The organism is Thalassospira sp. MIT121401 (genome assembly GCF_047125595.1).
Lineage (GTDB): Bacteria > Pseudomonadota > Alphaproteobacteria > Rhodospirillales > Thalassospiraceae > Thalassospira > Thalassospira povalilytica.
Genome location: NZ_CP138926.1, coordinates 4312063 through 4336662, shown reverse-complemented (window position 1 = coordinate 4336662; position 24600 = coordinate 4312063). Strand labels below are relative to the sequence as shown.

At 55.4% G+C, this 24600-nt stretch carries 21 protein-coding genes; 8 read left to right on the top strand and 13 right to left on the bottom strand.

The window, feature by feature from the left end; all coding sequences use genetic code 11:
* Window positions 1-21: 21 nt before the first annotated feature.
* The gene (locus SIB88_RS19865) at window positions 22-1164 is read left to right on the top strand and encodes a YHYH protein (protein ID WP_412558902.1); all 1143 of its coding nucleotides are present in this window, start codon (window positions 22-24) and stop codon (window positions 1162-1164) included.
* Window positions 1165-1229: 65 nt separating this feature from the next.
* On the opposite strand, the gene SIB88_RS19860 is transcribed toward SIB88_RS19865, so the two are convergent.
* A complete protein-coding gene (locus SIB88_RS19860) occupies window positions 1230-2186 on the bottom strand; it encodes an AEC family transporter (RefSeq protein WP_068519808.1) in 957 nt (318 codons plus the stop codon).
* Window positions 2187-2394: 208 nt separating this feature from the next.
* Between SIB88_RS19860 and SIB88_RS19855 the strand changes: the two genes are divergently transcribed.
* Complete coding sequence (locus SIB88_RS19855; RefSeq protein ID WP_412558900.1) at window positions 2395-2943, top strand: DUF4269 domain-containing protein; 549 nt, start codon at window positions 2395-2397, stop codon at window positions 2941-2943.
* An 18-nt stretch (window positions 2944-2961) separates the two neighbouring features.
* Here SIB88_RS19855 and SIB88_RS19850 read toward each other — a convergent pair whose 3' ends face one another.
* The 3 genes from SIB88_RS19850 to nadB all read right to left on the bottom strand — a co-directional run bounded on the left by SIB88_RS19850 (window position 2962) and on the right by nadB (window position 6294).
* Complete coding sequence (locus tag SIB88_RS19850) at window positions 2962-4032, bottom strand: sensor domain-containing diguanylate cyclase (protein WP_412558899.1); 1071 nt, start codon at window positions 4030-4032, stop codon at window positions 2962-2964.
* A 70-nt stretch (window positions 4033-4102) separates the two neighbouring features.
* On the bottom strand, window positions 4103-4579 hold the full coding sequence (locus SIB88_RS19845; protein WP_412558898.1) for an MOSC domain-containing protein: 477 nt from the start codon (window positions 4577-4579) through the stop codon (window positions 4103-4105).
* Window positions 4580-4647: 68 nt separating this feature from the next.
* On the bottom strand, window positions 4648-6294 hold the full coding sequence (nadB, locus tag SIB88_RS19840; protein ID WP_101247220.1) for an L-aspartate oxidase: 1647 nt from the start codon (window positions 6292-6294) through the stop codon (window positions 4648-4650).
* A 237-nt stretch (window positions 6295-6531) separates the two neighbouring features.
* Between nadB and SIB88_RS19835 the strand changes: the two genes are divergently transcribed.
* On the top strand, window positions 6532-6942 hold the full coding sequence (locus SIB88_RS19835) for a GFA family protein (protein ID WP_231856783.1): 411 nt from the start codon (window positions 6532-6534) through the stop codon (window positions 6940-6942).
* On the opposite strand, the gene SIB88_RS19830 is transcribed toward SIB88_RS19835, so the two are convergent.
* The 8 genes from SIB88_RS19830 to SIB88_RS19795 form a co-directional block, all read right to left on the bottom strand.
* A complete protein-coding gene (locus SIB88_RS19830) occupies window positions 6933-7907 on the bottom strand; it encodes an SAM-dependent methyltransferase (RefSeq protein ID WP_412558897.1) in 975 nt (324 codons plus the stop codon). The two genes, SIB88_RS19835 and SIB88_RS19830, sit on opposite strands and share 10 nt — an antisense overlap.
* A gap of 102 nt (window positions 7908-8009) precedes the next feature.
* Window positions 8010-9311, bottom strand: coding sequence for an esterase-like activity of phytase family protein (locus SIB88_RS19825; RefSeq protein ID WP_412558896.1), 1302 nt, complete (start codon window positions 9309-9311; stop codon window positions 8010-8012).
* A 168-nt stretch (window positions 9312-9479) separates the two neighbouring features.
* Complete coding sequence (locus SIB88_RS19820; protein WP_068519801.1) at window positions 9480-10088, bottom strand: flavin reductase family protein; 609 nt, start codon at window positions 10086-10088, stop codon at window positions 9480-9482.
* A gap of 49 nt (window positions 10089-10137) precedes the next feature.
* Window positions 10138-11427, bottom strand: a complete 1290-nt coding sequence (locus SIB88_RS19815) for an amidohydrolase family protein (RefSeq protein WP_412558895.1) — start codon at window positions 11425-11427, stop codon at window positions 10138-10140.
* 48 nt (window positions 11428-11475) lie between these two features.
* A complete protein-coding gene (locus SIB88_RS19810) occupies window positions 11476-12417 on the bottom strand; it encodes an ABC transporter permease (RefSeq protein WP_114102049.1) in 942 nt (313 codons plus the stop codon).
* A gap of 11 nt (window positions 12418-12428) precedes the next feature.
* Complete coding sequence (locus tag SIB88_RS19805; protein ID WP_114113141.1) at window positions 12429-13496, bottom strand: ABC transporter permease; 1068 nt, start codon at window positions 13494-13496, stop codon at window positions 12429-12431.
* Window positions 13493-15103, bottom strand: coding sequence for an ABC transporter ATP-binding protein (locus tag SIB88_RS19800; protein ID WP_412558894.1), 1611 nt, complete (start codon window positions 15101-15103; stop codon window positions 13493-13495). Before SIB88_RS19800 ends, SIB88_RS19805 begins: the two co-directional genes overlap by 4 nt.
* A 230-nt stretch (window positions 15104-15333) precedes the next feature.
* Window positions 15334-16338, bottom strand: a complete 1005-nt coding sequence (locus SIB88_RS19795) for a BMP family protein (RefSeq protein WP_412558893.1) — start codon at window positions 16336-16338, stop codon at window positions 15334-15336.
* A gap of 487 nt (window positions 16339-16825) precedes the next feature.
* Between SIB88_RS19795 and SIB88_RS19790 the strand changes: the two genes are divergently transcribed.
* A complete protein-coding gene (locus SIB88_RS19790; protein WP_114113140.1) occupies window positions 16826-17926 on the top strand; it encodes a site-specific DNA-methyltransferase in 1101 nt (366 codons plus the stop codon).
* Between the two features lie 140 nt (window positions 17927-18066).
* Complete coding sequence (locus tag SIB88_RS19785) at window positions 18067-18276, top strand: hypothetical protein (protein ID WP_228196116.1); 210 nt, start codon at window positions 18067-18069, stop codon at window positions 18274-18276.
* Between the two features lie 102 nt (window positions 18277-18378).
* Here the strand turns inward: SIB88_RS19785 and mutY are convergent, their stop codons facing one another.
* On the bottom strand, window positions 18379-19452 hold the full coding sequence (gene mutY / locus SIB88_RS19780) for an A/G-specific adenine glycosylase (protein ID WP_412558892.1): 1074 nt from the start codon (window positions 19450-19452) through the stop codon (window positions 18379-18381).
* Window positions 19453-19529: 77 nt separating this feature from the next.
* Here mutY and SIB88_RS19775 point away from each other — a divergent pair, with 77 nt between their 5' ends.
* The 3 genes from SIB88_RS19775 to smc all read left to right on the top strand — a co-directional run bounded on the left by SIB88_RS19775 (window position 19530) and on the right by smc (window position 24595).
* Window positions 19530-20135: a DUF721 domain-containing protein gene (locus SIB88_RS19775; RefSeq protein WP_231856781.1), complete on the top strand. Its 606-nt coding sequence runs from the start codon at window positions 19530-19532 to the stop codon at window positions 20133-20135.
* A 257-nt stretch (window positions 20136-20392) separates the two neighbouring features.
* Entirely contained in the window at window positions 20393-20989 is a 597-nt protein-coding gene (locus SIB88_RS19770) for a thioredoxin domain-containing protein (protein ID WP_068519791.1), read from the top strand.
* 72 nt (window positions 20990-21061) lie between these two features.
* Window positions 21062-24595: a chromosome segregation protein SMC gene (gene smc, locus SIB88_RS19765; RefSeq protein WP_412558891.1), complete on the top strand. Its 3534-nt coding sequence runs from the start codon at window positions 21062-21064 to the stop codon at window positions 24593-24595.
* Window positions 24596-24600: the final 5 nt, after the last annotated feature.

The following is a 24600-nucleotide window of genomic DNA, read 5'->3' as shown; positions in this document are numbered from 1 at the left end:
CTGCTTTTGGGGGAAAGTCCGGTGCCGAAACTGACACGAAGCGAACTTCACGCGCAGCAGGATCAGCAGTTCACTCATCATCACCATGATCACCATCATCAGCATGATCACGCGCCGATGGACGAGGGCAGATATACCGGCGACACACGTAAAGAAGTCGACCGAATGCGGCGCAATCTTCTGGTTGGGCTTGGCATGTTGCCCCTGGCCGGTATGGTCTTGAACCCGTCCCGGCAGGCCTGGGCACTGTCAAACGAAGTCCGCATGCGTGAAGATGGTCGGTATCGATACATCACATCAAACGCCATTCCCGATCATGCCACCGGCAGTTTCCCGAACCGGCGCAACCCCAATGCGATCAAGGCGCAGTCCCTTGAATTCCGTTTGCCCCTGAACCCGGTTCGTACCGGGCGGTTCGCCCCGATTGATCGCCTGTCATTCGGTGTTGCGGTAAACGGGGTTCCGTTTGATCCCTATACTGCGGAATTCTGGCAACGCAATCGCCAGTCCGGCTGGCGATACGAAGCGATTTCACCAACCCTTGATCTGGGGCTTGATCAAAACAATGCCCATGTGCAGCCCGATGGCACCTATCATTATCATGGCGTGCCCAAGGGGCTGATAAAAAGCTGGTCACCCGATCAGCATTCCATTCGCATCGGTTTTGCGGCCGACGGTTTCCCGATCTATGCGATGTTTGGCTATGCCGACCCCAATGATCCGGGATCACCGGTGGTCGCGTTGCGCAGTTCATGGCGGGTCAAAACCGGCACGCGTCCTGGTGGTCCGGGCGGGCCATATGACGGAACATATGGCGAGGATTTCGAATATGTGCCCGGTCTTGGTGACCTTGACGAGGCCAATGGCCGCGAAACCGTGACACCGGAATATCCGCAAGGAACCTATGCCTATTTCGTGACAGAGAGTTTCCCCTTCATCCCGCGCCTGTTGGCCGGCATTGGCGATCCCAGCTTCAACAAGGGGCCGGGTGGCATGCCGCCCGGTGGACCCGGTGGAAATGGACCAGGTGGCGGCCCTGGGGGTGGTTCAGGGGGTGGTCCGGGTGGTGGCCCAGGTGGTGCAGGCCCGGATGGTCGCCGTGGTCCTCCGCCGGGTGGCGGTTTCCCCGGGCAACGTCCAAAGTTCGGCCAGCCACCAAGGTGAAATCTTGCGCCGGTGACAGGTAGAGATAGACCGTTAAGTGGCGGCGGATGATGCTGTTTTGGATGTCAGGGCAGCGGACCAAAGACGTGGGTGGTATCGAGAAGCCACAATGCGGTGCTGATGGTGATGAATGACAGGGATGTTGCCATCATCAGTGATGCTGCACACAATCCTTCGTGGCCATAACGTTGGCCGAAAATCGGATAGATGCTGAGCATCGGGGAACAGGCAAAGGCAACGCAGGCGATCCGCAAAGTCGGATCCATATCCGGCAGAAGATAAACCAGAACAAAGACCAGAATCGGGTGCAGCAACAGCTTGGCGCTGACGATGCGTGCCATATCGACGCGAAGCCCCTTAAGCTTCAGCCCGACAAGGCCCCCGCCAATGACAAACAATGCAACCGGTCCCGACGCCGATGCCAGCATGTCAATCACCCGGACAATCGGGCCGGGCAATGTGACGCCCGATAACGAAATCACAAGTCCGATGGCAATACCGATAATGATCGGGTTGCGCCCCAGATTGACAAACGCCTTGCCAAGTACCTGTACGCGGCTTTGCCCGTTATTTTGTGCACTGTCACCCAGCACCAGAACCAGCGGCATCATCACAAGGTTTTCAATCATGACACACAGCGCAAGTCCGATTGCCGCAGTCGGACCAAGGATTTGGGAGACGACCGGATATCCGACAAAGCCGCTATTGCACATAGACATGCCAAGGCCTTGCAAGGTGGCGTTGGCCTGACTTTTGCCGGCAACCTTCAAGGCATAGAAATAGCCAAATGCAAACACCAGAAGCGACCCGATCCCGTACGCCAGAAGATAGACCGGCTCGATAATTTCGGTCAGATCACGCTGCCCCAGTGCCCGGATCAACAGGCATGGCAACGCGAAATTCATTACAAATGCCCCCATGCCGCGCACAATGTTTTGCGGCACGATATTGCGATAGACTGCAAAATAGCCGATCGCGATGATCATGAAGATCGGTGACGTGATCGCCAGAATATCAAGCATGTGACTTACGGGCTTTCTGGTTGGCTGCGCACAGGAACATGCGCAAATGGCTGGCGCAGCACCATCTGATTGGAATGGCTGCGATTATCAGGTATCTCCGCATTGGTCGATCGGGTCAAGAAACGGAATGGTTTTGACAATGAACCAAACAGTAATGGATTGGCCTTGCGGGTGTCGAAGTGATGACTTTCGCGGGCTGGATCGGTTGATGTCGGCATCTTCGCGTGGGCGTCAGGCCGCAGAAATTCTGCAAAAATTCGGGGTCATGGACATCCTTTCGGATTTTGATCCGGTTGTTGCCGGGACATTGCCGATCGGGATCGATACCGCCAGTTCCGATATCGATATTCTGTGTCATGCATCCGATTTGGACCGGTTCAGGAAATTTGCCATGTCGCGACTGAATACGTTCGCGCAGTTTTCCTGTCATGATCGCGCGGCAACGGCAAATGTCGGGGCGGCGGTGGTTATCCGGTTTGTCTGTGGCGGCTTTCCTGTCGAGATATTTGCAACAAACTGCCCGGTCATGTCGCAGTTCGGATTTGTCCATATGCTGGTTGAAGCCCGGATATTGCATTTGATGGGTCCGGATTTCGCAAAAGGCGTACTGGCCCTGAAGATGGCCGGGATCAAAACCGAACCTGCCTTTGCCCAACTATTGGGACTGGACGGCGATCCTTATATCTTGCTGGCGGAAATGGCGGATATGACACCGGGTGAAATGCACGACCGGTTGGTATCAACGGTTGGGAAATGATGCCCGGGACCAACCGCGTCAAACCGGTCGGTCTGGTGCAGGAAGGGCGCGATAAACAACGTTTTCGAACCCGTCTGCCTTGGCCTGATCCATGGCATTTGCCGCATGTTCAAGGATCCGGTTGGCTTTGAAATGCAGTTTGGTGTCGGGGTCAGCCCAGGTGGCGCCGACACTGATGGTGATGCGGACAGGATCGCCTTCCATGTCGGTAAAGCGGCATTGTTCGCGCACCGTATCGCACAGCTTGAAGCCAAGAAAACTTGTCTGTTCCTGACGCACACCGGGCATCAGACAGGCAAAGCCGCATTCATCAACCCGCCCGACAACATCGCGGTCACGCAATGATGATGTGATAACCGACGCAATTGCCTGAACGATCCGGTTGACGGTGTCCTTGCCATAGGTTTGCAGCAGTCTTTCGTGGTCATCAATTTCAAACCGATAGATCGCAAGACTGTCATGCTTGAGCCGGGCATTGATCAGTTCGCGGTGCAGGAATTCCTTCATCCCGACGTCATTCCAGGTCCGCGTCATCGGATCGATCAGCAATTCATGTTTGGCCGGGTCAAGATCATCAAGAACCTGTTGCGGGGTTCTTGCGCCATAGCGCAGGGCAATCGCGGTTTCCGCCCAATGGCCCAGATCTTCAAGAATCTGAAGGTCTTCTTCGCTGAAATGGCGGGTTTGGGTATCGACCACGCACAATGCGCCGATCTTGAAGCCATCCGGATTGGTCAGCGGCACACCGGCATAGGCACGCACATTGGGAATGCCGGTGACAAGCGGGCTGTCGTGGAACCGTTCGTCATGTTCGGCATCCTCGACGACAAATGTCTTGTCACCCAGAATGGCATGACCACAGAACGAAATATCGCGCGGGGTTTCCGATGTCGGCTGATTGATGTTGGATTTGAAAAACTGGCGATCATTATCAAGAAGCGATATCGCCACGATTTCCGATCCGAAAATGCGTTGGGCAACACGGGTAATACGATCAAGTTCGGGGTCGGCATCACTGGTCAGAATGCCCATGCTTTCAAGCGACTTCTGACGGGCAGCTTCATTGTCTGGTAATTCAGCTTTTTTCATCTGATCTTCCCCCCGGTTGATCAATAACCTTTGATGTAAATTCTGTTTGCCCGATGCCTGATGTCCGAATTCAATTCCTGTGCGGTTGCGCCGATCCGGCCACCGGTATCGTGACCTGGTCCCCGATCGCCAGTTCGCCGCTTTCAATTACCCGGCACGTTACCCCGCCGCGCCAGTCGGGTGTCATGGCGTCCTTTAGCCCCGGTGCGGCATCATCCATGCGGTGGCAGGGATCGGTTTCCCCGGTAATTTCAAATGTTACGCTGCCGATGACAAGTTTGCGGCCCTTTTCACGCGGCAGATCGATCCCGCGCACAAACAGGTTTGCCCGCCTTGTCGTCCAGGGCAGATCAGGTTTGCCGATTTCGTTGATGGCGGCGTTCCAGCCTTCCTCGGCCAGGATCGTCACCTGCCGACGGCGCAACTTGCCGCGATAATCGCCATCAACGCCAAGTTCGGTACTGACCTGAACCTGATCCAGTGTCTCCATTGGCGCATGGGACTTTGATTTGCGGGCAATTCCGATCAGTGTGGCGTGCGCGGTCATGGCGGGGTTCCGTTGCGGGCATCAGGGCATGTTTTGGTATGGATGGATTGGTGTCGTCAGGTGACCGGTCAGGTTTTCCACTGACCGGCAATCACCCAGCGCCCGGCAAAGTTTTCAGGCACCAGAATGGTCTGGCGCGGTGATCCGCTTTGATCAAGGTCGGGATAATCGGTGGTATAATGCAAACCACGGCTTTCGCGACGCCACAGGGCCGATTGAATGATCAGCTTGGCCACCACTGACAGGTTGCGCAGTTCCAGAAGGTCATTGGTGACACGGAAATTGCCGTAATATTCGTCAATTTCCGACAACAGCAAATCAACACGGTGCTGGGCGCGCTGCACACGTTTGGTGGTGCGCACGATGCCGACAAAATCCCACATCACGTTGCGCAACTGTTCCCAGTTATGGGCAACAATGACTTCCTCGTCGGAATCGGTGATGCCGGTTTCATCCCAATCGGGGATCGGTTTGAAATGATCTTCGACCGGAAGCGCTTCGATAATGTCATTGGCCGCGGCCTCGCCAAAGACCAGACATTCCAGAAGCGAGTTGGATGCCAGACGGTTCGCACCATGAAGACCGGTGCCTGCACATTCACCGATCGCATAAAGTCCGGTCAAATCGGTGCGCCCGCGCAGATCGGTCAGAACCCCGCCACAGGTGTAATGGGCGGCCGGAACAACCGGGATCGGCTGTTTGGTCATGTCGATGCCATAACCAAGGCAGGTTTCATAAATCGTCGGGAAGTGTTCCTTGATGAAATCCTTGCCCTTGTGCGTGATGTCGAGATAGACGCAATCAGCACCCAGACGCTTCATTTCATGGTCAATGGCGCGTGCGACAATATCGCGCGGAGCCAGTTCACCACGTTCGTCAAACCGGTCCATGAAACGTGTGCCGTCTGGCAACAGCAACTTGCCGCCTTCACCGCGCACGGCCTCGGTGATCAGGAATGATTTGGCCTGCGGGTGATAAAGACAGGTCGGGTGGAACTGGCTGAATTCCATGTTCATCACACGGCAACCCGCACGCCATGCCATGGCGATACCATCCCCGGTCGATCCGTCCGGGTTGGATGTGAAACGGTAAACCTTGCTGGCACCACCGGTTGCCAGAACAACCGTGCGGGCATTGAATGATTTTACCTTGCCGGTTTCAAGATCAAGCGCATAGGCACCGATGCAACGCCGGCCTTCGCCGCCGAATTTGCGATCAGTGACCAGATCAATCGCCAGATAGTTTTCAAAAATCTTGATGTTCGGATGATTGACCGCCTGGCTTTGCAGGGTGGTCTGAACCGCACGGCCGGTGGCGTCGGCGGCATGGACGATGCGCCGGTGGCTGTGCCCGCCTTCGCGGGTCAGATGGAATGGCTGACTGTTGTCGCCATCAGGATCACGGGTCAGCTGAATGCCAAGCTCGTCAAGCCAGGCAATCGCACGCGGCGCATTGGCGGCAACGAATTCAACGGTTTCACGTTTGCACAGATCGGCACCGGCAATCAGGGTATCGCGAACATGGTTTTCGATGCTGTCAGTCGCATCAAGAACCGCTGCGATCCCGCCCTGGGCCCAGTTTGTCGATCCGTCATCGATCTTGCCCTTGGACAGGACAGCGACCTTTACATGCGGGGCGAGTTTAAGTGCAGTGGACAGACCGGCAGCACCACTACCGATGACAAGCACATCATAATGGAAAGAATTTTCGGACATTTTATCCCATCACTTTCGGGCGGGGTCAGATGGCAGGGAATGGCGCGGTGGCGTCATCATCTGGCTCCGAACAGAAGCCGCAGAATAGGACTGCTTTTCATCAATCTCAAACATATTTGTCTGAAATGGTGTGATGAATACGGGTTGAACGGAAAGTCTGTGTCACAGTGCTTGCATTATCGGCACACCATGACAGATAAAAAAGGAACCATTCATCACCGATCGGGGGAGGTCGCGGTGAACAAACACTCAGCCGAAAAAACCGGCTATCACGGCGGATGCCATTGCGGCGCCGTGCGCTATCAAATCAATGGACCGGTCGATGATACGGTCATGTGCCATTGCAATCTGTGTCGCAAACTGCACGGCCATGTCAGTTCCTATGCCCGGTTTGATCGCCATCATCTTGATCTGATCCGCGATGACGGGTTGCGCTGGTATCGTTTGTCGGAAAAAACCGATCGCGGTTTTTGCAAGGAATGCGGCACCGGTTTGTTCTGGCGACCGGTGCGCACCGATCATATGGCGGTGATGCCAGGAACCCTTGATGATAGCGCTAACATGACGACAGCCGGTCAGATTTTCTGTGCCGACAAAGGTGACTATTACCCGCTTGATCCGGCGATCAAACAGCTTGATCAATCCTGATCGGTAACGCCGGGCACCTTCATCCAGGTCAGTTCGTGCTTGTTGTTATACAAATGCACGACCTTTGATCCGGGAATATCGGCAAACTGGGTGATGGCGGAGTAATCCGTATCGCCCTGCAATTTGATGGTGCAGATAAAGTTGGTCGCCATGCCGGTTTCCATCCACTGATTGACCAGTGTGAACAGGCGATCCGGATAACAAATCACGTCCGAGCACAGCCAGTCGATATGGCCGATTTCCTGTGGATTGAGGCCAAAGGCACTTTCCTGACGGAAATCAACGCGCGGCAAGTTGGCAATTTTGCTGTCCAGCCGCGCCTTGTCGATGGAAATGACATCGGTGCCAAATTCATGCAGAACCCAGGTCCATCCACCCGGGCTTCCGCCCAGATCCATGGTGCGTTGTCCGGGCTGCGGATAGGCACCAAGCCGTGTGAAGGCTTCCCACAGTTTCAGGTACGCGCGGTTTGGCGGTGTGACCTTGTCTTCTTCAAATTCGACATCGCCGTTTTTCCAGGGGCTGGAACAATCAGCCGATGCGATGATCGTATCGGGATCAATCAGCGTCCATGAACCAAGCGGCGCGGTCGGGGCCGGTTCGCCAAATACCTGACGCTTTGCCGATACATGGGGCAGGTGCCCTTCGATCAGCTTGGCGCGGGAAAAATGATCAAACTTGAACAGGGCCCAGTTGCGCTGATTGAATTTCAGGATCTTGGCCGCACCCTTGATCGACGGGATGGCAATCCGGACCGGATTGCGCCAGACATTCTGCGCCCAGAAAACGCGGCGTTCCGGGCCGGGTGCGAACATCAACCGGTCATGGCGTTCAACGACATCGCCCAGTTCATTGAACAGCTGATCCTCAAACCCGACAGGGGCGAGGTAGCCGGTTGCATCCATGGGTTCAATAACGGCATCAATGCCGTCCGGGGTGTCGAATGTCTGTGTGTTTGTCATCATGGGCCTGCTTTTACGCCCATTTCAGCCAATAAAAAAGCAGGAAAGCTGCATAACAGCTTTCCTGCCGCGATGTGACGGTTGCCAAGGTGGCAACAGACCAAATCAGAATTTGTCGGCCTGAACCAGACCGTCAATCAGGATCACCTTGGTCGGGTCGCCCTTGATGCCGAAATCATTGTCATTGATCATGGCAAGTGCGCCGTCGCCCATGATGGCAAGACCTTCAAGCTTGTTCGGTGCTTCCGGATAGTCGGCACTGTCAAAGCGAAGGGTCTTGTTCACCGCAACCAGATCAATGGTCGACAGGTCATTTTGCTGTTCAAGCGACGGGCTGGTGGACATGTCATCCCAGCGGGTTGCAAGAATGTTGGTCGCGCCATCAAGCTTGATTTCATGCAGTTTGGTGGTCTTGTCGGTCCGTTCGAGAACCAGCAGACGGTCATTGCCAAGGGCAAGGACTTCGGAAATGCGCGGGGCATTCTGTTTCTTGGACGGATCGTTGCGGAAGGTCTGCGGATCATCAAGCTGATAGATATATTCGCCAGTCAGCTTCTGAGCCACACGGTCATAAACGAACAGACGGGTGTTCTTGGCCGCCTTGTAGGCATCTGCATTCGGATTGGCCAGCGGGTTCTGAACCATGAAATACAGCTTGGTTTCGTCTGGCGATACGGCCATGGATTCAATGCCGCGGTTGGTCTGGCGCGTCACCAGAATGGCCGGAAGTCCGCCCGATACCTTATAGGCCGCACCATCGAAATCTTTTTCCGATCCGGCCGGAACGATGCGTTCGATCACGGTGCCATCAGCTGCAACATGCAAAACGGACGGGCCGTTTTCTTCCCCAATCCAGTAAGTGCCATCAGACAGGCGAATGATGCCTTCGGCATCGATTGACGATACGGACTGTTCAAGCGGGTTGCCGTTGGCATCAACCGGCTTTTCGGTTTTGGCAACGGTCAGCTTGTTGGTAAGGCCGGTCAGGGGAACGCCATTTTGATCCTTGATGGTGATGACATCCTTGATGTCAAAGCTGCCATCGTCATTGAGGAAAATGGTGTAGATTGACGGGGAATAATCCGGGGTCGGATAGATACGGACTTTCTTGCCCTTGCATACGACGTCTTCGGCAACGCCAAGAACGTCCTGAACGTCACCGCAAACAAAGTTCGGACCACGGTCGGAAACCGCATAGAACATGTTGGCCGGATCACCCGGACGACGATATGCACCGGAGCCCAGACCAATGGTCAGGTCACGGGCCTTGCCGCCATCAACCATCACGGTCGAAAGATTGTTGATCGCGCTTTTGGTTTCAAAAACCCTGGCGTCCCCTGCCATGGCCGAGCTGGCAAGAAGCAAGGCTGTAAAGCCGGCAACGCCCGCTGCAAACGTCCGTTTCATGGAATAAATCCCCCACAGAAAAATCTGAAAAAAGTGCAAGAACCCACAGCTCAAGCCCGTAAATGTTCGAGCGAACTGTGTTCTTGTTCACATTAGAGATTCTCTGTGACAGTTTGTTTGCGCTTGCGCGTCGTTTTGATGAAACCAATCAACCGGTTAACGGATTTTCTATTTCCAGAAATCCTCGCGGCGGACCGTAAAGGTTTCCGATACGCTGGCATATTCCTGATAGCCAAGCCGGGCCAGTGGTTCAAACAGCGTGATATCGACCATGCCATCGCGAATGATGTCATCATCAATGTGCAAGCCGACCACAGTGCCGATCACCATCGCACAGGGCCGTTTATCGGGAAAGGCACTGGGCAGATCGACAATCTGATAGACCGTGCATTCCATATGGATCGGAACACCCTTGATCAGATGCGGTTTGACGCATTTGGCCGGAAGCTTTTCAAGTCCGGCATATTCAAATTCGTCTTCACCCGGCGGCAGTGGGGACGAGGAAAAATTCAGTTCCTTAAGCATCGCACGCGGGGCAACACCGACAACAAATTCGCCGGTATCACGGGCGTTTTGCAGACTGTCAATCGAACCACCTGATGAAAACATCACCATCGGCGGGGTGCCAAGCACCGCATTGAAAAACGAATAGGGCGCCAGGTTGGGACGCCCGTTTTTATCAAGGGTCGAAACCCAGCCGATCGGACGCGGTGCCACACAGGCCTTGAACGGATCATGGGGCAGGTTATGTGGCGTTTTTCCCGGTTCATAGAACATGGCGGCATCCGTTCAGCAGCAGGTTGTCTTCAAATCCGAACCGGACCAATTACTGGCCCGGCGCATATTCATGTTCACGCACATGATCCGGACGGTCGGCCAGATGCAGGCGGGTCTGGGCCATCGGCGTTTCGGCAATGATTTTGCCGCGCCGAATGACAAACAGGCGGTTGGCCCGCATCCGGATGGCTTCAATCGTATCGCGGGCTTGCAGGATAACGAAATCGGCATTGTTGCCAACCTCGATGCCATATCCATCAAGCCCCAAAATCCTGGCCGGTTCCTTGGTCACGGCATCAAAGCAGGCCCGGATATCATCGCGTGATGTCATCTGGGCAACATGAAGCCCCATGGATGCGACTTCAAGCATGTCACCCGACCCCATCGAATACCAGGGATCCATCACACAATCATGGCCGAACGCCACGGTCAGGCCCGCCTTGCGCAGTTCCGGCACGCGGGTCATGCCACGGCGTTTGGGATAGGTATCATGGCGGCCCTGAAGGGTGATGTTGATCAGCGGATTGGCAATGGCGGAAACTTCTGCCTCGGCCATCAGGGCAATCAGTTTGGACACATAGTAATTATCCATCGAATGCATCGATGTCAGGTGCGATCCGGCAACGCGCCCCTGAAGCCCAAGGCGCTGGGTTTCATAAGTCAGCATTTCGATATGACGCGACAGCGGATCATCAGATTCATCGCAATGCATATCAACCATCAGGCCACGGTCGGCCGCCATTTCGCAAAGCTCCGCAATGCTTTGTGCGCCGTCGGCCATGGTCCGTTCGAAATGCGGTATGCCACCGACAACATCAACGCCCTTGTCCAGCGCGCGGATGGTGTTTTCCTTGGCGGTTTTGCTGCGCAGATAGCCATCCTGCGGGAAGGCAACCAGTTGCAGATCGATATAGGGTGCGACCTGTTTTTTAACTTCAAGCAACGCATCAACGGCAAGCAACCGGTCATCACAAACATCAACGTGACTGCGAATGGCAAGCAGGCCCTTGGATACCGCAAGGTCGCAATATTTAAGGGCGCGTTCAATTACGGCTTCGGGTGTCAAAAGCGGTTTAAGTTCGCCCCAAAGTGCGATGCCTTCCAGCAGGGTGCCAGACTCATTCATGCGCGGCAGACCAAGCGACAGGGTGGCATCCATGTGGAAGTGACTGTCGACAAAGGGCGGACTGACCAGCATGCCGCCACAATCGATTTCCTCGGTCGCGGGGATGTTCAGGTTCTGGCCAATCTCGACAATCTTTCCATTGCTACAAGCGATATCAACGCCCGCCTGTCCATTGGCGATATTGGCATTTTTCAAAATCAGATCGGCTTGCATGGCGTCATCCTTGGTCTTGTGGTGGCGTTCAGAAACGGATTGTTGTGATTAACGCTGGCCCTTGAACCAGGGCACCAGAAGCGCCTTGGGATAATCGGCCTTACGGGCAACAACAATCAGGGCAATGATCGACAGGATATAGGGCATCATCAGGAAGACCTGCGATGGCAGGAATGCGCCCACTTCGGTTTGCAGGCGAACCTGAAACGCATCAAAGGCCCCGAATAACAGGGCACCGATCAATGCCTTGCCCGGTCGCCAGCTTGCAAACACGGTTAGCGCAATGCAAACCCAGCCACGGCCATTGATCATGCCAAAGAAGAACGCATCAAAGGCCGACATGGTCAGAAACGCCCCGCCCAGTGCCATCAGGGACGAGCCGACAACAACCGCACCGATGCGCAGGCCATAAACCGAAAGTCCCTGTGCCTCGACCGAGGACGGGTTATCACCGACCGCACGGATCGCAAGGCCAAGCGGCGTGCGATACAGAACCCAGCCGGTAACAAACACCAGAACAAGTGCCAGCATCGTCATCGCGGTTTGTGAAAACAGGGCCTGACCGATGAATGGCAAGTCTGACAGGAACGGAATATCAAGCGGACGAAACGGTTCGATGCGCGGCGGTGATGACACATCGGGAAGGGCCGTACGATAGGTGAAATAGGAAAGGCTGGTGGCAAGAAGGGTCACCCCAATACCAGATACATGCTGACTAAGGCCAAGCGGCACTGTCAGGATCGCATGGATCAGACCAAAGAACGCCCCGGCCAGTGCGGCAACAAGCACACCACCCCAAAGGCCGGCGCCAAGCCACACGGCCATCCATCCGGCCATGGCACCGGCGGTAAAGATGCCCTCGATACCAAGGTTAAGCACCCCGGCACGTTCGCAAACAAGTGCGCCCAGAACTCCGAAAATCAGCGGGGTTGCGATACGAATGGCGGCTTCCCAAAAGCTGGCAGCAAGAAGAATATCGATGATTTCCATGTCTGTTCTCCTTACCCGGCTGTCTTGCGATCAAAATGAACCGTAAACCGGGTCAAGAAGCCGCCAATCAAAACACAAAGCAACGCCATCGCCACAATCAGATCGGCCAGATAGCTGGAAACGCCAATCGCGCGACTCATGGAATCTGCACCGACAAATACCGATGCCACAAACAGGGCCGATGCGATCACCCCGACCGGTGACAAACGCGCCAGCATGGCAACGACAATTCCGGCATAACCATATCCCGGTGACAGGTCGGTTGCGAGATAACCGCGTGTTCCGGCAACTTCGGCAACCCCGGCCAAACCGGCCAGACCACCCGAAAGTGCGGCAACAAGGATCATGGTTTTGGTGACCGAAATACCGGCGAATTTGGCGGCCGCGGCATTTTCGCCGACTGCACGAATTTCAAAGCCCCAAACAGTCCGTTTGACAAAGACGGCCAGGGCAATGGCCGACACCAGTGCGATGATCAGGCCGAAATGAACACGCATCCGTTCGATCAGTGGCGGGAAAACCGCACTGTCGATAATCGGTTCGGATTGCGGCCAACCCATCGACATCGGGTCTTTAAGCGCCCCTTCAAGCATCATCTGAACAAACAGAAGAACGATGAAGTTCAAAAGAAGCGTGGTGACGACTTCATCAACACCCAACCGGGTTTTCATCAAAGTCGGGCCGATCAGCATCAGCGCACCGGCAACCATGCCGGCAATCATCACGACCGGGATCATGATCCAGCTGGGACCATCAATCACACCCGATCCGATGGCCACAGCGGCCATGGCCCCCATGTAAAGCTGGCCTTCGGCACCGATATTCCAAAGTTTTGCGCGGAATGCGATGGCTGCTGCCAGACCGGTCAGGATCAGGGGGGTCGCGCGGGTCAGCATTTCGGAAATCGAAAAGACCGACCCGAATGCACCACTGATCATAAGGCCGTATGCCTTGATGATCGGGGCGTCGGCCAGTGCAAGCGGAATGGCCGCCAGCAAAATGGCAATGGCGGCGGCAATGACCGGAACGCCATAGGTCAGAACAGGTCCGGGATTAGCGCGGGGTTCAAAGCGGATCATGCCGTTTCTCCCGAATGCGTGGTGGTCTTTTGGTTGGTCGGGGCATGATGGGCTTTCTTCTGGCCGGCCATCATCAATCCAAGTTCGGATCGATCAATGGTATCGGTCGCCATTGCCGGGGTGATGTGACCGGCATGGATGACGGCGATCTGATCGGAAATGGTCAGAAGTTCATCAAGGTCTTCCGAAATCAGGATCACGGCCGACCCGTTTTGACGGGCTTCAAGCAAACGGCGGTGGACCTCGGATTGTGCGCCGACATCAAGGCCGCGGGACGGCTGATTGGCCAAAATCAGTTTCGGCGATTTTTCCAGAACGCGTGCGAGAATAAGTTTCTGGATATTACCGCCCGACAACAGTCGTGCCGGGGCATCCGGGCCGGGGCAGCGTACATCATAATCGGTGATGGCATGTTCGGCGCGTTTGCGGATTGCCTCAAAATCAAGGAAGCCGAATTTCTGATAACCGGCATTTCGGACATCTTCGATGGCGATATTTTCCGCCACCGTCATGGATCCGACCATGCCATCATGATGGCGGTCTTCTGGGATGCGGGCGATGCCGTTTTGCGCAAATTGATGGGCGTCGAATTTTTCGACCTTTTGGCCAAAAATCTCGACCGAACCGTGATCAGGTTTATCAAGGCCCGCGATCAATTGCGCAAGGGCGGCCTGACCGTTGCCCGATACACCGGCGATACCGAGAATTTCGCCTTCATGGGCCGTGATGGAAACACCATGAAGGGACCGTCTTGAATCGCCACGATCAATGGTGACTTCGGAAAGGGTAAGGACCGGTTGGCCCGGTTCACGGGCGATACGGCGACTGACCGGAACTTCGCGCCCGACCATCAATTCGGCGATGGAACGATGATCGGCGTCACTTGTCATCATTTCACCGACTTTCTTGCCGCCACGCAAAACCGCAATCCGGTGCGACACAGCCAGAACTTCGGCCAGTTTGTGGGCGATGATGATGACTGCCAGACCGTTCTGCGCCAGTTTGCGAAGAACGGCAAACAGGCTGTCGGCTTCTTGCGGGGTCAGAACCGCAGTCGGTTCATCCAGAACCAGAAGCCGGGCATCGCGATAAAGGGCCTTAAGGATTTCAACGCGTTGCTTTTCGCCAACGGTCAGTTTGTGAACCGGTTGATCCAGATCGACATTCAACCCCGATCCGGCCATCAATTCCGCCAGTTTGGCGCGTGCCTTGGTGCGGTCGCGGCGCAGGCGGAAAATCGGTTCGGTCCCCAGCACGATGTTATCAAGGCCGGTCAGGTTTTCGGCCAATGTGAAATGCTGATGAACCATGCCGATCCCGGCATCCAGGGCCGCCTGCGGGGCGCCCGGTTCAAGCTGTTCAAGGTTGCCGTCGCGCGCGGCAACCGTAACCGTGCCTTCGTCCGCGACATAGTGACCGAACAGAATATTCATCAATGTGGTTTTGCCCGCGCCATTCTCGCCAAGCAGGGCAACAATTTCGCCTTTGTGGACCGTCAGGTCGATGGCGTCATTGGCAATCAGCGGGCCAAATCGTTTGGTGATGCCTGCCAGCGCAAGCAGCAGGTCTTGGGACGTTTGTTGTGATGTTTGCGCAGCAGATGACATCCGGGCATTCCGTTTTGTTTTTGCGTCACGCTGTGGGGCGAAAGGACGATGGTGCGTGACCGCAACACAAAGCGCAAGTTGATCAAACCTGCCGACTGTGCCCGGTATGCATCAAGCGCCTGAAAAGATGCGGTGACGTTCCCAAATTGTCGCAATCCCGAAATCGGGATCAAACAGATAAGGGGCAGTCCGGCTTCTACACCGAACTGCCCCTGAAATTTAAGGAAATCTTACATCGAAGATTTCGGTTCTTCGTCATTCACGTTAACGGTGAATGACCCGTCAAGGATTTCTGCCTGTTTGGCTTCGACCTTGGCAACCGTGCCTTCGGGAAGGAGGCTTCCGTCAAGAACGACACTGCCGCCACCATATTCCATATAGCTGAACTTGCCGTAATCTTCGGCTTTGAATTCACCGGCTTTGACGGCTTCGATGGCGTGGTCAATGGTTGCTTCCATGTGCCACAGTGCCGAACCAAGGATCGTGCCCGGATAATCCGCCGCAGTGTCGATCACGTTGCCAACGGCAAGAATGCCGCGTTCCTTGGCGGCATCGGAAACGCCGAAACGTTCTGCGTACATGACATCGGCACCCTTATCGATCATGGCAAAGGATGCTTCTTTTGCCTTGGGCGGGTCATACCAGCTGTTGATGAAGGTCACCATGAATTCGACATCCGGATTGACCGATTTTGCACCTTCCATGAAGGCATGCATCAGACGGTTGACTTCCGGGATGGCGAAACCGCCAACCATGCCGATTTTGTTCGATTTGGTTGCCGCACCGGCAGCCATACCGACCAGATAGCTCGGCTCGTGGATGAAGTTGTCAAACACCGAGAAATTGTCACCATCCGGGGCAAAGCTTGACCCCATCAGGAAGGCGGTGTCGGGATATTGTGCGGCAACCTTGCGTGCTGCGCGTTCAACGCCAAAGACTTCGCCAACGATCAGGTCAGAACCATTTTCGGCATATTCGCGCATGACGCGCTCATAGTCGGTATTGGCGACGTTTTCGGAAAATTCATAGGAAATATCGCCACGTTCCTTGGCGGCGTTCAGCGCCTTGTGAATGCGCGAAACCCACTGCTGTTCGACCGGAACCGTATAGATTGCCGAAACTTTAAGCGGGTCGGCCTGTGCCGGTGTGCCAAAGCCAAAGGAAACCACCGCTGCTGCTGCGGCGACGGCCGAAAGCAGTGCACGACGGGAAAGGCTGAAAGTGCCAGACTTCATTTTGTCCCCCTGAAGGTTATTGCCGTTATGCGAAGTTCAACTTTTATGCATAGATTGTGGGCAGATTGTATACACGATCAGAAATGAGGCAAAGCGTGTTCTGTCCGAACGGTCAGTTTTTGTGATTTAAACCGGCCATTTAGCGCGTCCGGGCGGGGAAATACGGCTTGGCGCGTGTATAAGTGATTGTTTCTTCACCTGAAAGGCGATGGGGAACTTTCCGGGCCGGCATTTCAGGATAAGCAGACTGTTTTGGAACTGCGGAGTCCGCCCGGTCTGACCGGGGATTTGACCCTGTCGCGGTGACGGGGATTGCCGGACTGAAATCTTCCGGTTTTTGGAGCAGACCGGTTAAGATTGTCTAAACAGGTGGCGCACTTTCTAACACAATGCGAATCCTTGAAAAATTTCGGAGTCGGTTAACTCTTTCATTAACTATTTCGGTTGATGCTTTCCTCAAGATTTCGAGGGGAACCTAGAAGGCATCATGACTAAAAAAACAACTTTACCACTTGATCAGGTTCTGGTCGGCGATTGCATCGAACTGATGAACAGCCTGCCGGAAAAATCCGTTGATCTGATTTTTGCCGATCCGCCCTATAACTTGCAGCTTGGGGGCGATCTGCTGCGCCCGAACAATTCCAAGGTCGATGCAGTTGACGACCATTGGGATCAGTTCGACAGTTTCCGTCATTATGACGAATTCACCCGTGACTGGCTGACCGCCGCACGCCGGGTGTTGAAAGATACCGGTGCGATCTGGGTGATCGGCTCGTATCACAACATTTACCGCGTCGGTAACATGCTTCAGGATATCGGGTACTGGATCCTCAATGACATTGTCTGGCGCAAGACCAACCCGATGCCGAATTTCCGCGGCAAACGTTTCTGCAATGCGCATGAAACGCTTCTGTGGTGTTCCAAAAGCGAAGAGCAAAAAGCCATCACCTTTAACTACGAAGCGATGAAGCAGCTTAATGAAGGCTTGCAGATGCGCTCTGACTGGTTGATGCCGATTTGCTCCGGCTCGGAACGTCTCAAGGATGAAAAGGGCAAAAAGGTCCATCCGACCCAGAAACCCGAAGCCCTGCTTCAGCGCGTTCTGATGGCAACCACCCGCCAGGGGGATGTGGTTCTTGACCCGTTCTTCGGCACGGGCACGACCGGTGCTGCTGCGCGCCGTCTGGGCCGTCACTTCATCGGGCTTGAGCGCGAAGAAACCTATGCGGAAGCGGCACGTGATCGCATCGCCAAGGTCCAGATGCTTGATGGTGACAGCCTGGAACTGACCGAATCGAAACGCGCCTTGCCGCGGATTCCGTTCGGTGCGGTCATCGAACGCGGTCTGTTGTCGCCGGGCGACAAAATCTATGACAACCGCGGAAATGTTGCGGCACTGGTACGTGCGGATGGCTCGATCAGCCATAAGGACAATGCCGGCTCGATCCATCAGATCGGCGCACATGTTCAGGGCGCACAGGCTTGTAATGGCTGGACTTATTGGCATTACAAATGTGACGGACGTCTGGTGTCGATCGACAATCTGCGCAGTCAGCTGCGCAAGGAAATGGGACAGGTCCCCGCCTGATCCTGATCGGATTTTCCGATTAAATCTTTGATGCCCAAAGCCGGTGCGATTGAAAAATTGCACCGGTTTTTGCTTTTTACGCGAAAACTTGCTATGAAATGACGATCAAATATTATCCGTAAGGATAGATGGAGACCGTAATGCAGGCAGGTGCCGTAGGTGGTGCAGGATATGCACCCAACCCGATCCAGATTCAGCAGGCAGCCGCCCCGATTTCTGAAACGGGTAGCAATGACCTGAATTCGCCGCAGACACAGCGGATCGAGCAAACAGCAGAAACGCAGACCTCGCAGCAGGCCGCACCGGCCCCGACCGGGGGACGTGGACAGGTGATCGATATTTACGCCTGATCGCGCCGTGCAAGGATATAAAAAGAAAAAGGCCCGTGATGAAAATCGCGGGCCTTTTCATTTGTGATCGTGGTCTGTCCGTTCCTGTGGATGTCTGAACCTCTATCGGTATTTCAGGGCATGGCGGACGATCTTTTTCATGATTGTCGGCAGGGCAAAGTCGGACAGGCCGTCAATCGTTGTCCAGCTGCCGTCCATTTCATCGGCCTGAGCGGCGGGAATGGTGGTGGCCAGAACACTGACATTGAGATGGAAATGGGTAAATGTATGCCCTACCGTGCCATCAAGTTCCGACCAAGCGGCCTTAACCGGTGCGTCTGACAGCATGACATCATCGGGGGCGTCAATCGCGCGCCAGTCACTGCCCGGGACTTCGTAAAGCCCGCCAAGCAATCCCTTTTCCGGGCGGCGGCGGATCAGGATGCGACCATCATCTTCGCGCCGGATCCAGAATGCATAGCCAACCCGGGTTGGTTTCGGTTCCTTTTTGCGTTTTTTGGGAAGATCGGCTGCAATGCCTGCCTTGCGGCCTTCGCAATCGGCCTGCCAGGGGCAGATGCCGCAGGCCGGATTGCGCGGGGTGCAAACGGTTGCCCCCAAATCCATCAGCGCCTGGGCATAATCGCCGGGGCGGTTTGACGGGGTCAAGGCCGCGGACTTTTCCTTGATTTCCGGTTTGACGTCCGGAAGCGGTGTTTCAAGGGCAAACAGCCGCGAAATCACCCGTTCGATATTGCCATCGACAGGGCTTGCATGGCGGTCAAAGGCAATGGCCGCAACCGCACAGGCGGTATAGGGACCAATACCGGGCAGATTCAGCAAGCCTTCTTCGGTATCGGGGAAAATTCCGTCATATTCGGTCGCGACCACCTTGGCGCATTTGTGCAGATTGCGCGCCCGTGCATAATATCCAAGCCCTTGCCAGGCATGAAGAACATCATCAAGTTCGGCATTGGCCAGATCCGTCACGGTCGGCCAGCGTTTCAGAAACGCAGCAAAATATGGTCCGACGGTCTGGACCGTGGTTTGCTGCAACATGATTTCGCTAAGCCAGACGTGATACGGGTTGGGTGTTTCGCCCGGCTCGGCACGCCAGGGCAAGGTGCGGTGATGGCGATCATACCATTCCAGCATGGTCTGACCGAGGCGGGATATATCGTCAGTGGTGAAATGCACGGCGGTCCCGTGTTATGTTGTGATTGGAATCTGCGAGTGACCCTACGAAAGAACCGGGCTTGAGCAAGCAAAAAGATATGGCTGATACGAAAACATCTGCCGGTGCGGATCAGACATCCGCGTCGGTTGCTGCAAAAAACGCGGTCAAGAAACGTCAGAACATCACCCCGATGGGCAGTTCCGAACGCCGGATGGGCTTGCGCAATGTCGCGCCGCTGGTTGGGAACCTGACCCGGCCGCTGGTTCGGAAACGCGGTTTTTTCCAGACGGAAATCATCCTGCATTGGGCCGAAATCGTCGGGCGGGACCTTGAACAATTCACCATGCCGGTAAAATATTCCCCGCCGCGCGGCGAAAATGCCGGTGGCGGAACGCTGGTGATTCGTGTCACCGGCCCGGTCGCGATCGAACTGCAACATCGCATGCCCCAGATCATTGACCGGGTGAATACCTATTTCGGGTATCGGGCGGTGGACCGCATCAAGATGATGCAGGGCGATATTTCCCGTCCCGAACGCACGGTTCATGTGCCAACCAGTGTTCCCGAAGGCAATATCGCAAAAAACAACCAGGCCAGCATCGACAAGATCGAAGACCCGCATCTGCGCGAAGTTCTGACCCGGCTTGGTCGTCATATCGCCGGTGCGACGGGCGGGCTCAAACCCAAAACCGGCAAAAAGTAATCAACCCGGATTGTATATTTCCATGATGGGCGCGGGATGCTTTGCGTGCATGCCGACATGGTTGTGCGGTGTGCTGGATGGCGGGGCTGGCGTGTTGCAAATATCGAATCAGTTTCCTGAAATGAACGAACACGGTCTTGCCGCATTTTCACGCGACCTTGGCGACTCGTTGGTGCAATAGCCGTTTTGTGGCGTGTGTTGACTCCCGCGCTGCAACAGGCTTGTAATCACAAAACTTTGTTTTAACGGAGGTTTCCTTGCTAAAGGCGGTTAAGTTTCTTGCAGGTGCATTTCTGATTGCACTTGGTGTCGTTGGGACCCAGCAGGCACATGCAACAGAATGGAAAGAACATGTACTGGGTGATGAAAATGCCCCGGTAACCATGATTGAATATGCGTCTTTGACCTGCCCGCATTGTGCAGCCTTCCACAATGAGGTTCTGCCCGAGATCAAGGAAAAGCTGATTGATACCGGCAAGCTGAAGCTGGTTTTCCGCGACTATCCGCTTGATGCTGTTGCATTGCGCGCAGCCGCCGTTGCCCAGTGCGCCGGTGATGATCGTTATTTCGGTGTTCTGAGCATGCTGTTCAAATCGCAGCTGAGCTGGGCGCGTTCGGAAGACCCGATCGAAGGCATCAAACAGGTCGTGCGTTTCGGGGGCATGAACAGCGACGCGGTTGATGCCTGCCTTGCCGATCAGGCAATGATCGATGCCATCGTTGCATCGCGCATGAAAGGCGAACAGGAATTCAACGTTTCCTCGACACCGAGCTTCATCCTTGATGGTGAAACCATTGCCGGTGCCCGTGAAGCAGAATTCTTCATCGAAAAAGTCGAAGATCTTATCGACTAAGCAAAACAATTTCGCCGGATACCGTATTGCGGTGTCCGGCAACAGGGGCAGAGGTCGGACCGGGGGACATGATTGGTCCAGTTTAAATCGCTACGGCTGACGGGGTTCAAATCCTTCGTCGATTCAACAGACTTGCTGGTTGAAGACGGGCTGACAGGTGTTGTCGGCCCGAATGGCTGTGGCAAATCCAATCTTGTTGAAGCGCTGCGCTGGGTGATGGGTGAAACATCGGCCAAGCAGATGCGCGGCTCCGACATGTCCGACGTTATCTTTGGCGGGACATCGTCCCGTCCTGCGCGCAATGTGGCCGAAGTTTCCGTGACGCTCGATAACAGCGAACGCAAAGCCCCGGCCATGTTCAATGATTTCGATCTTCTCGAAGTGACCCGGCGCATCGAACGCGGCGGCGGATCGAATTACAAGGTCAATGGCAAGGATGTCCGCGCACGCGACGTGCAGTTGCTGTTTGCCGATGCCGCGACCGGCGCGCGATCAAATGCCATGGTGTCCCAGGGCAAGATCGGTGCACTTATCGGGGCCAAACCGATCCAGCGGCGCCTGATCCTTGAAGAAGCAGCCGGTATCACCGGTCTTCATTCACGCCGCCACGAAGCCGAATTGCGCCTTAAGAACGCCGAACAGAATATGGAACGTCTTGAAGACGTTCTGGTGCAGCTTGATGGCCAGATTGCCAGTTTGCAAAAGCAGGCCCGTCAGGCCGAACGATATCGCAAACTGTCCGAAAGCATTCGCCAGACCGAGGCATTGCTGTTCCATATCCGCTGGACCGATGCACAGAAACGTCAGAATGATGCACGTGAATTGCTGGTCGCGGGCGAAAGTGCGGTCCGTGATCTGACCTCGTCTGTGACCGAGGCGACAACAGTACAGGCCCATATTGCCGCAAGTCTTCCCGACTTGCGCAAAAAGGAAGCCGATGCGGCCGCCGCCCTGCAACGACTTTTGATCGAACGCGAAGGCCTTGATAAAGACAAGGCACAGATCGAAACCCAGATGAGCCAGCTTCGTGCGCGCATTCAGCAAATTGACGCCGACCTTGCCCGCGAAGCCGAACTGGCAAGTGATGCCCAGGGCGCGCTTGAAAAGCTTAAACGTGAACGCGAAGAACTGAGCGAAGCCCAGGGCGGCGAGGATGACGAGCTTGACGAAGCCCGTGAAATTGCCGCTGAAAAGGCCATCCGTGTCGAAGAACTCGAAGGTGCGGTCGAAGCATTGACCAGCAAGGTCGCCGAGGAAGAAGCCCGTCTTAAATCGGTTCAGCAACGCCTGAGCGAACTTAATGCGCGCCGTAACCGTTTGACCGAACGCCATGACGAGGCAGTGGCAAAGCTTGATGATATCCGCATCGAGGCCGACTTTACCGAGGCCCTTGAAGAAGCAAACATGCATCTTGAAGAATGCGAAGAGCTTTGCGAACAGCGCAAGATGGCGGTCGAAGAAGCCGAAATGCGGCTGGCAGAAATGCGCGACCGCGAAGACAGTCTTAAAACGGCCGAAAGCGATGCACGTGATGCCCTGCGCGATGCCGAAAGCCGCAAGGCCCGCTTGATGGCGGAAATCGAAGCGCTGGAAAGTCTGCTTAAGGGCGGCGATGACGACAAATATTCGGGCGTGATCGAAGACATCACCGTGCAAAGCGGTCTTGAACTGGCGATGGCAGCGGCCCTTGGCGAAGATCTTGATGCGCCTGATGCCGCCGATGCGCCGATGCATTGGTCGGCGATTGATCCGGCAACCGATGATCCGGCCTTGCCCGAGGGCGTGACGGCACTTGCCAAATTTGTCGAAGCCCCGGCACTTTTGAACCGCCGTCTTTGGCAGATCGGGATTGTTGACGATGATGCCACGGGTAACTTCCTGTCCAAGAATTTGAAAGTCGGGCAGCGGCTGGTGTCGCGCGAAGGGGCGCTTTGGCGTTGGGACGGGTATCGCATTCTGGCCGGGGCCGAATTGCCCGCAGCGGTGCGTTTGCGCCAACGCAACCGGCTTGAAGAATTGCGCGGCGAACTTGAAGAAGCCGATGCGGTAGTCGAAGCCGCACTTGAGCGTTCGGAAATTGCGACTGAAAATGTCGAACGGCTTGATGAAGAAATCGAAGCCGCCCGCACCGCCGAACAGGAAGCCCACCGTGCAGTGCGCGAGGCCGAAGGAACGCTGTCGCGCGCCCGTGAAGAAATCGCCAATATCAAACGCGACGCCAGCGCCATTGAAAGCCGCCTGCAAAACGCCGAAGAAGCCGAAAAGCGCGCCAAGCAGGACCTTGATGAAGTCATCGCCGAACAGGAAGAACTGTCAGCACTGCCTGAAGAAAGCAGCGAAGGTCTGATGGAAATCAAGGCCGAGCTGATCGAACAGCGTGCCAATCTTTCCGATGCCCGTGCCGATCAGATGGAAGCAAGAAGCATGCTGGAACGCATGCAAAGTGCAATGTCGGGCCGGCGCAAGCGTCTTGAATTTGTTGAAAACGAAATTGCGACCTGGAACGAACGTGCGTCAGGCGCGGGGGAACGTGTTGCCGAATTGCGCGACCGTCAGGACGAAGCCCGCATGGAGATCGAGGAGCTTGAACTCAAGCCCGAAGAGATCGAAGAACGCCGTGCGATCCTGTCGGACCGGGTCGAACTGGCCGATCAGACCCGCAAGGACGCGGCCGACGAATTGCAAAAGGCCGAAAATGCCCAGCGCGAAGCCGACCATAATCTTAAGGAAGCTGAACAGAAACTGGCCGAAGCCCGCGAGGGCCGCGTGCGCTGCGAGGCCTTGCTTGAACAGGCCGAACAACATCGCCGCGATTTGATTGAGCGTATCCGCGAACGCGTCAATGCAACGCCCGACCAGCTGGTTGAACTTGGCCAGATTGATCTGACCAAGGAACTCCCGGCCGAGGCCGATATCGAAGCCCGCCTGCAACGCCAGTCGCGCGAACGCGAAAATCTTGGGGCGGTGAACCTGCGTGCCGAAGTCGAACTGGCAGAATTGCAGGAACAGAAGGACACCATGGTGTCGGAACGCGATGATTTGATTGCTGCCATTGAAAAGCTGCGCAATGGCATCAATCAGCTCAATCGCGAAGCACGTGCACGTCTCAAGACGGCGTTTGACGAAGTCGACAAACATTTCCAGCAATTGTTTGTCCGCCTGTTTGGTGGCGGCGGTGCGCATCTGATGCTGACCGAGGCCGACGATCCGCTTGAAGCCGGGCTTGAAATCATGGCATCCCCGCCGGGCAAGAAGCTTCAGCACCTGTCGCTGTTGTCTGGTGGTGAACAGGCCCTGACCGCGGTTGCCTTGCTGTTTGCAGTGTTCCTGACCAACCCGGCCCCGATCTGCGTGCTTGACGAAGTTGACGCACCGCTTGATGACGCCAACGTTGACCGCTTCTGCAAACTGCTCGAAGCAATTGGCCGTCATGCCAATACCCGCTTCCTGGTCATTACGCACCACCGTATGACCATGGCCCGCATGAACCGCCTGTTCGGGGTGACGATGGCCGAACGCGGGGTGTCATCACTGGTATCGGTCGATCTGCATCAGGCCGAAGTCTATTCGAAAAAAGAACAGACCGAGCTTGATTTTACGAGCTGATGTTC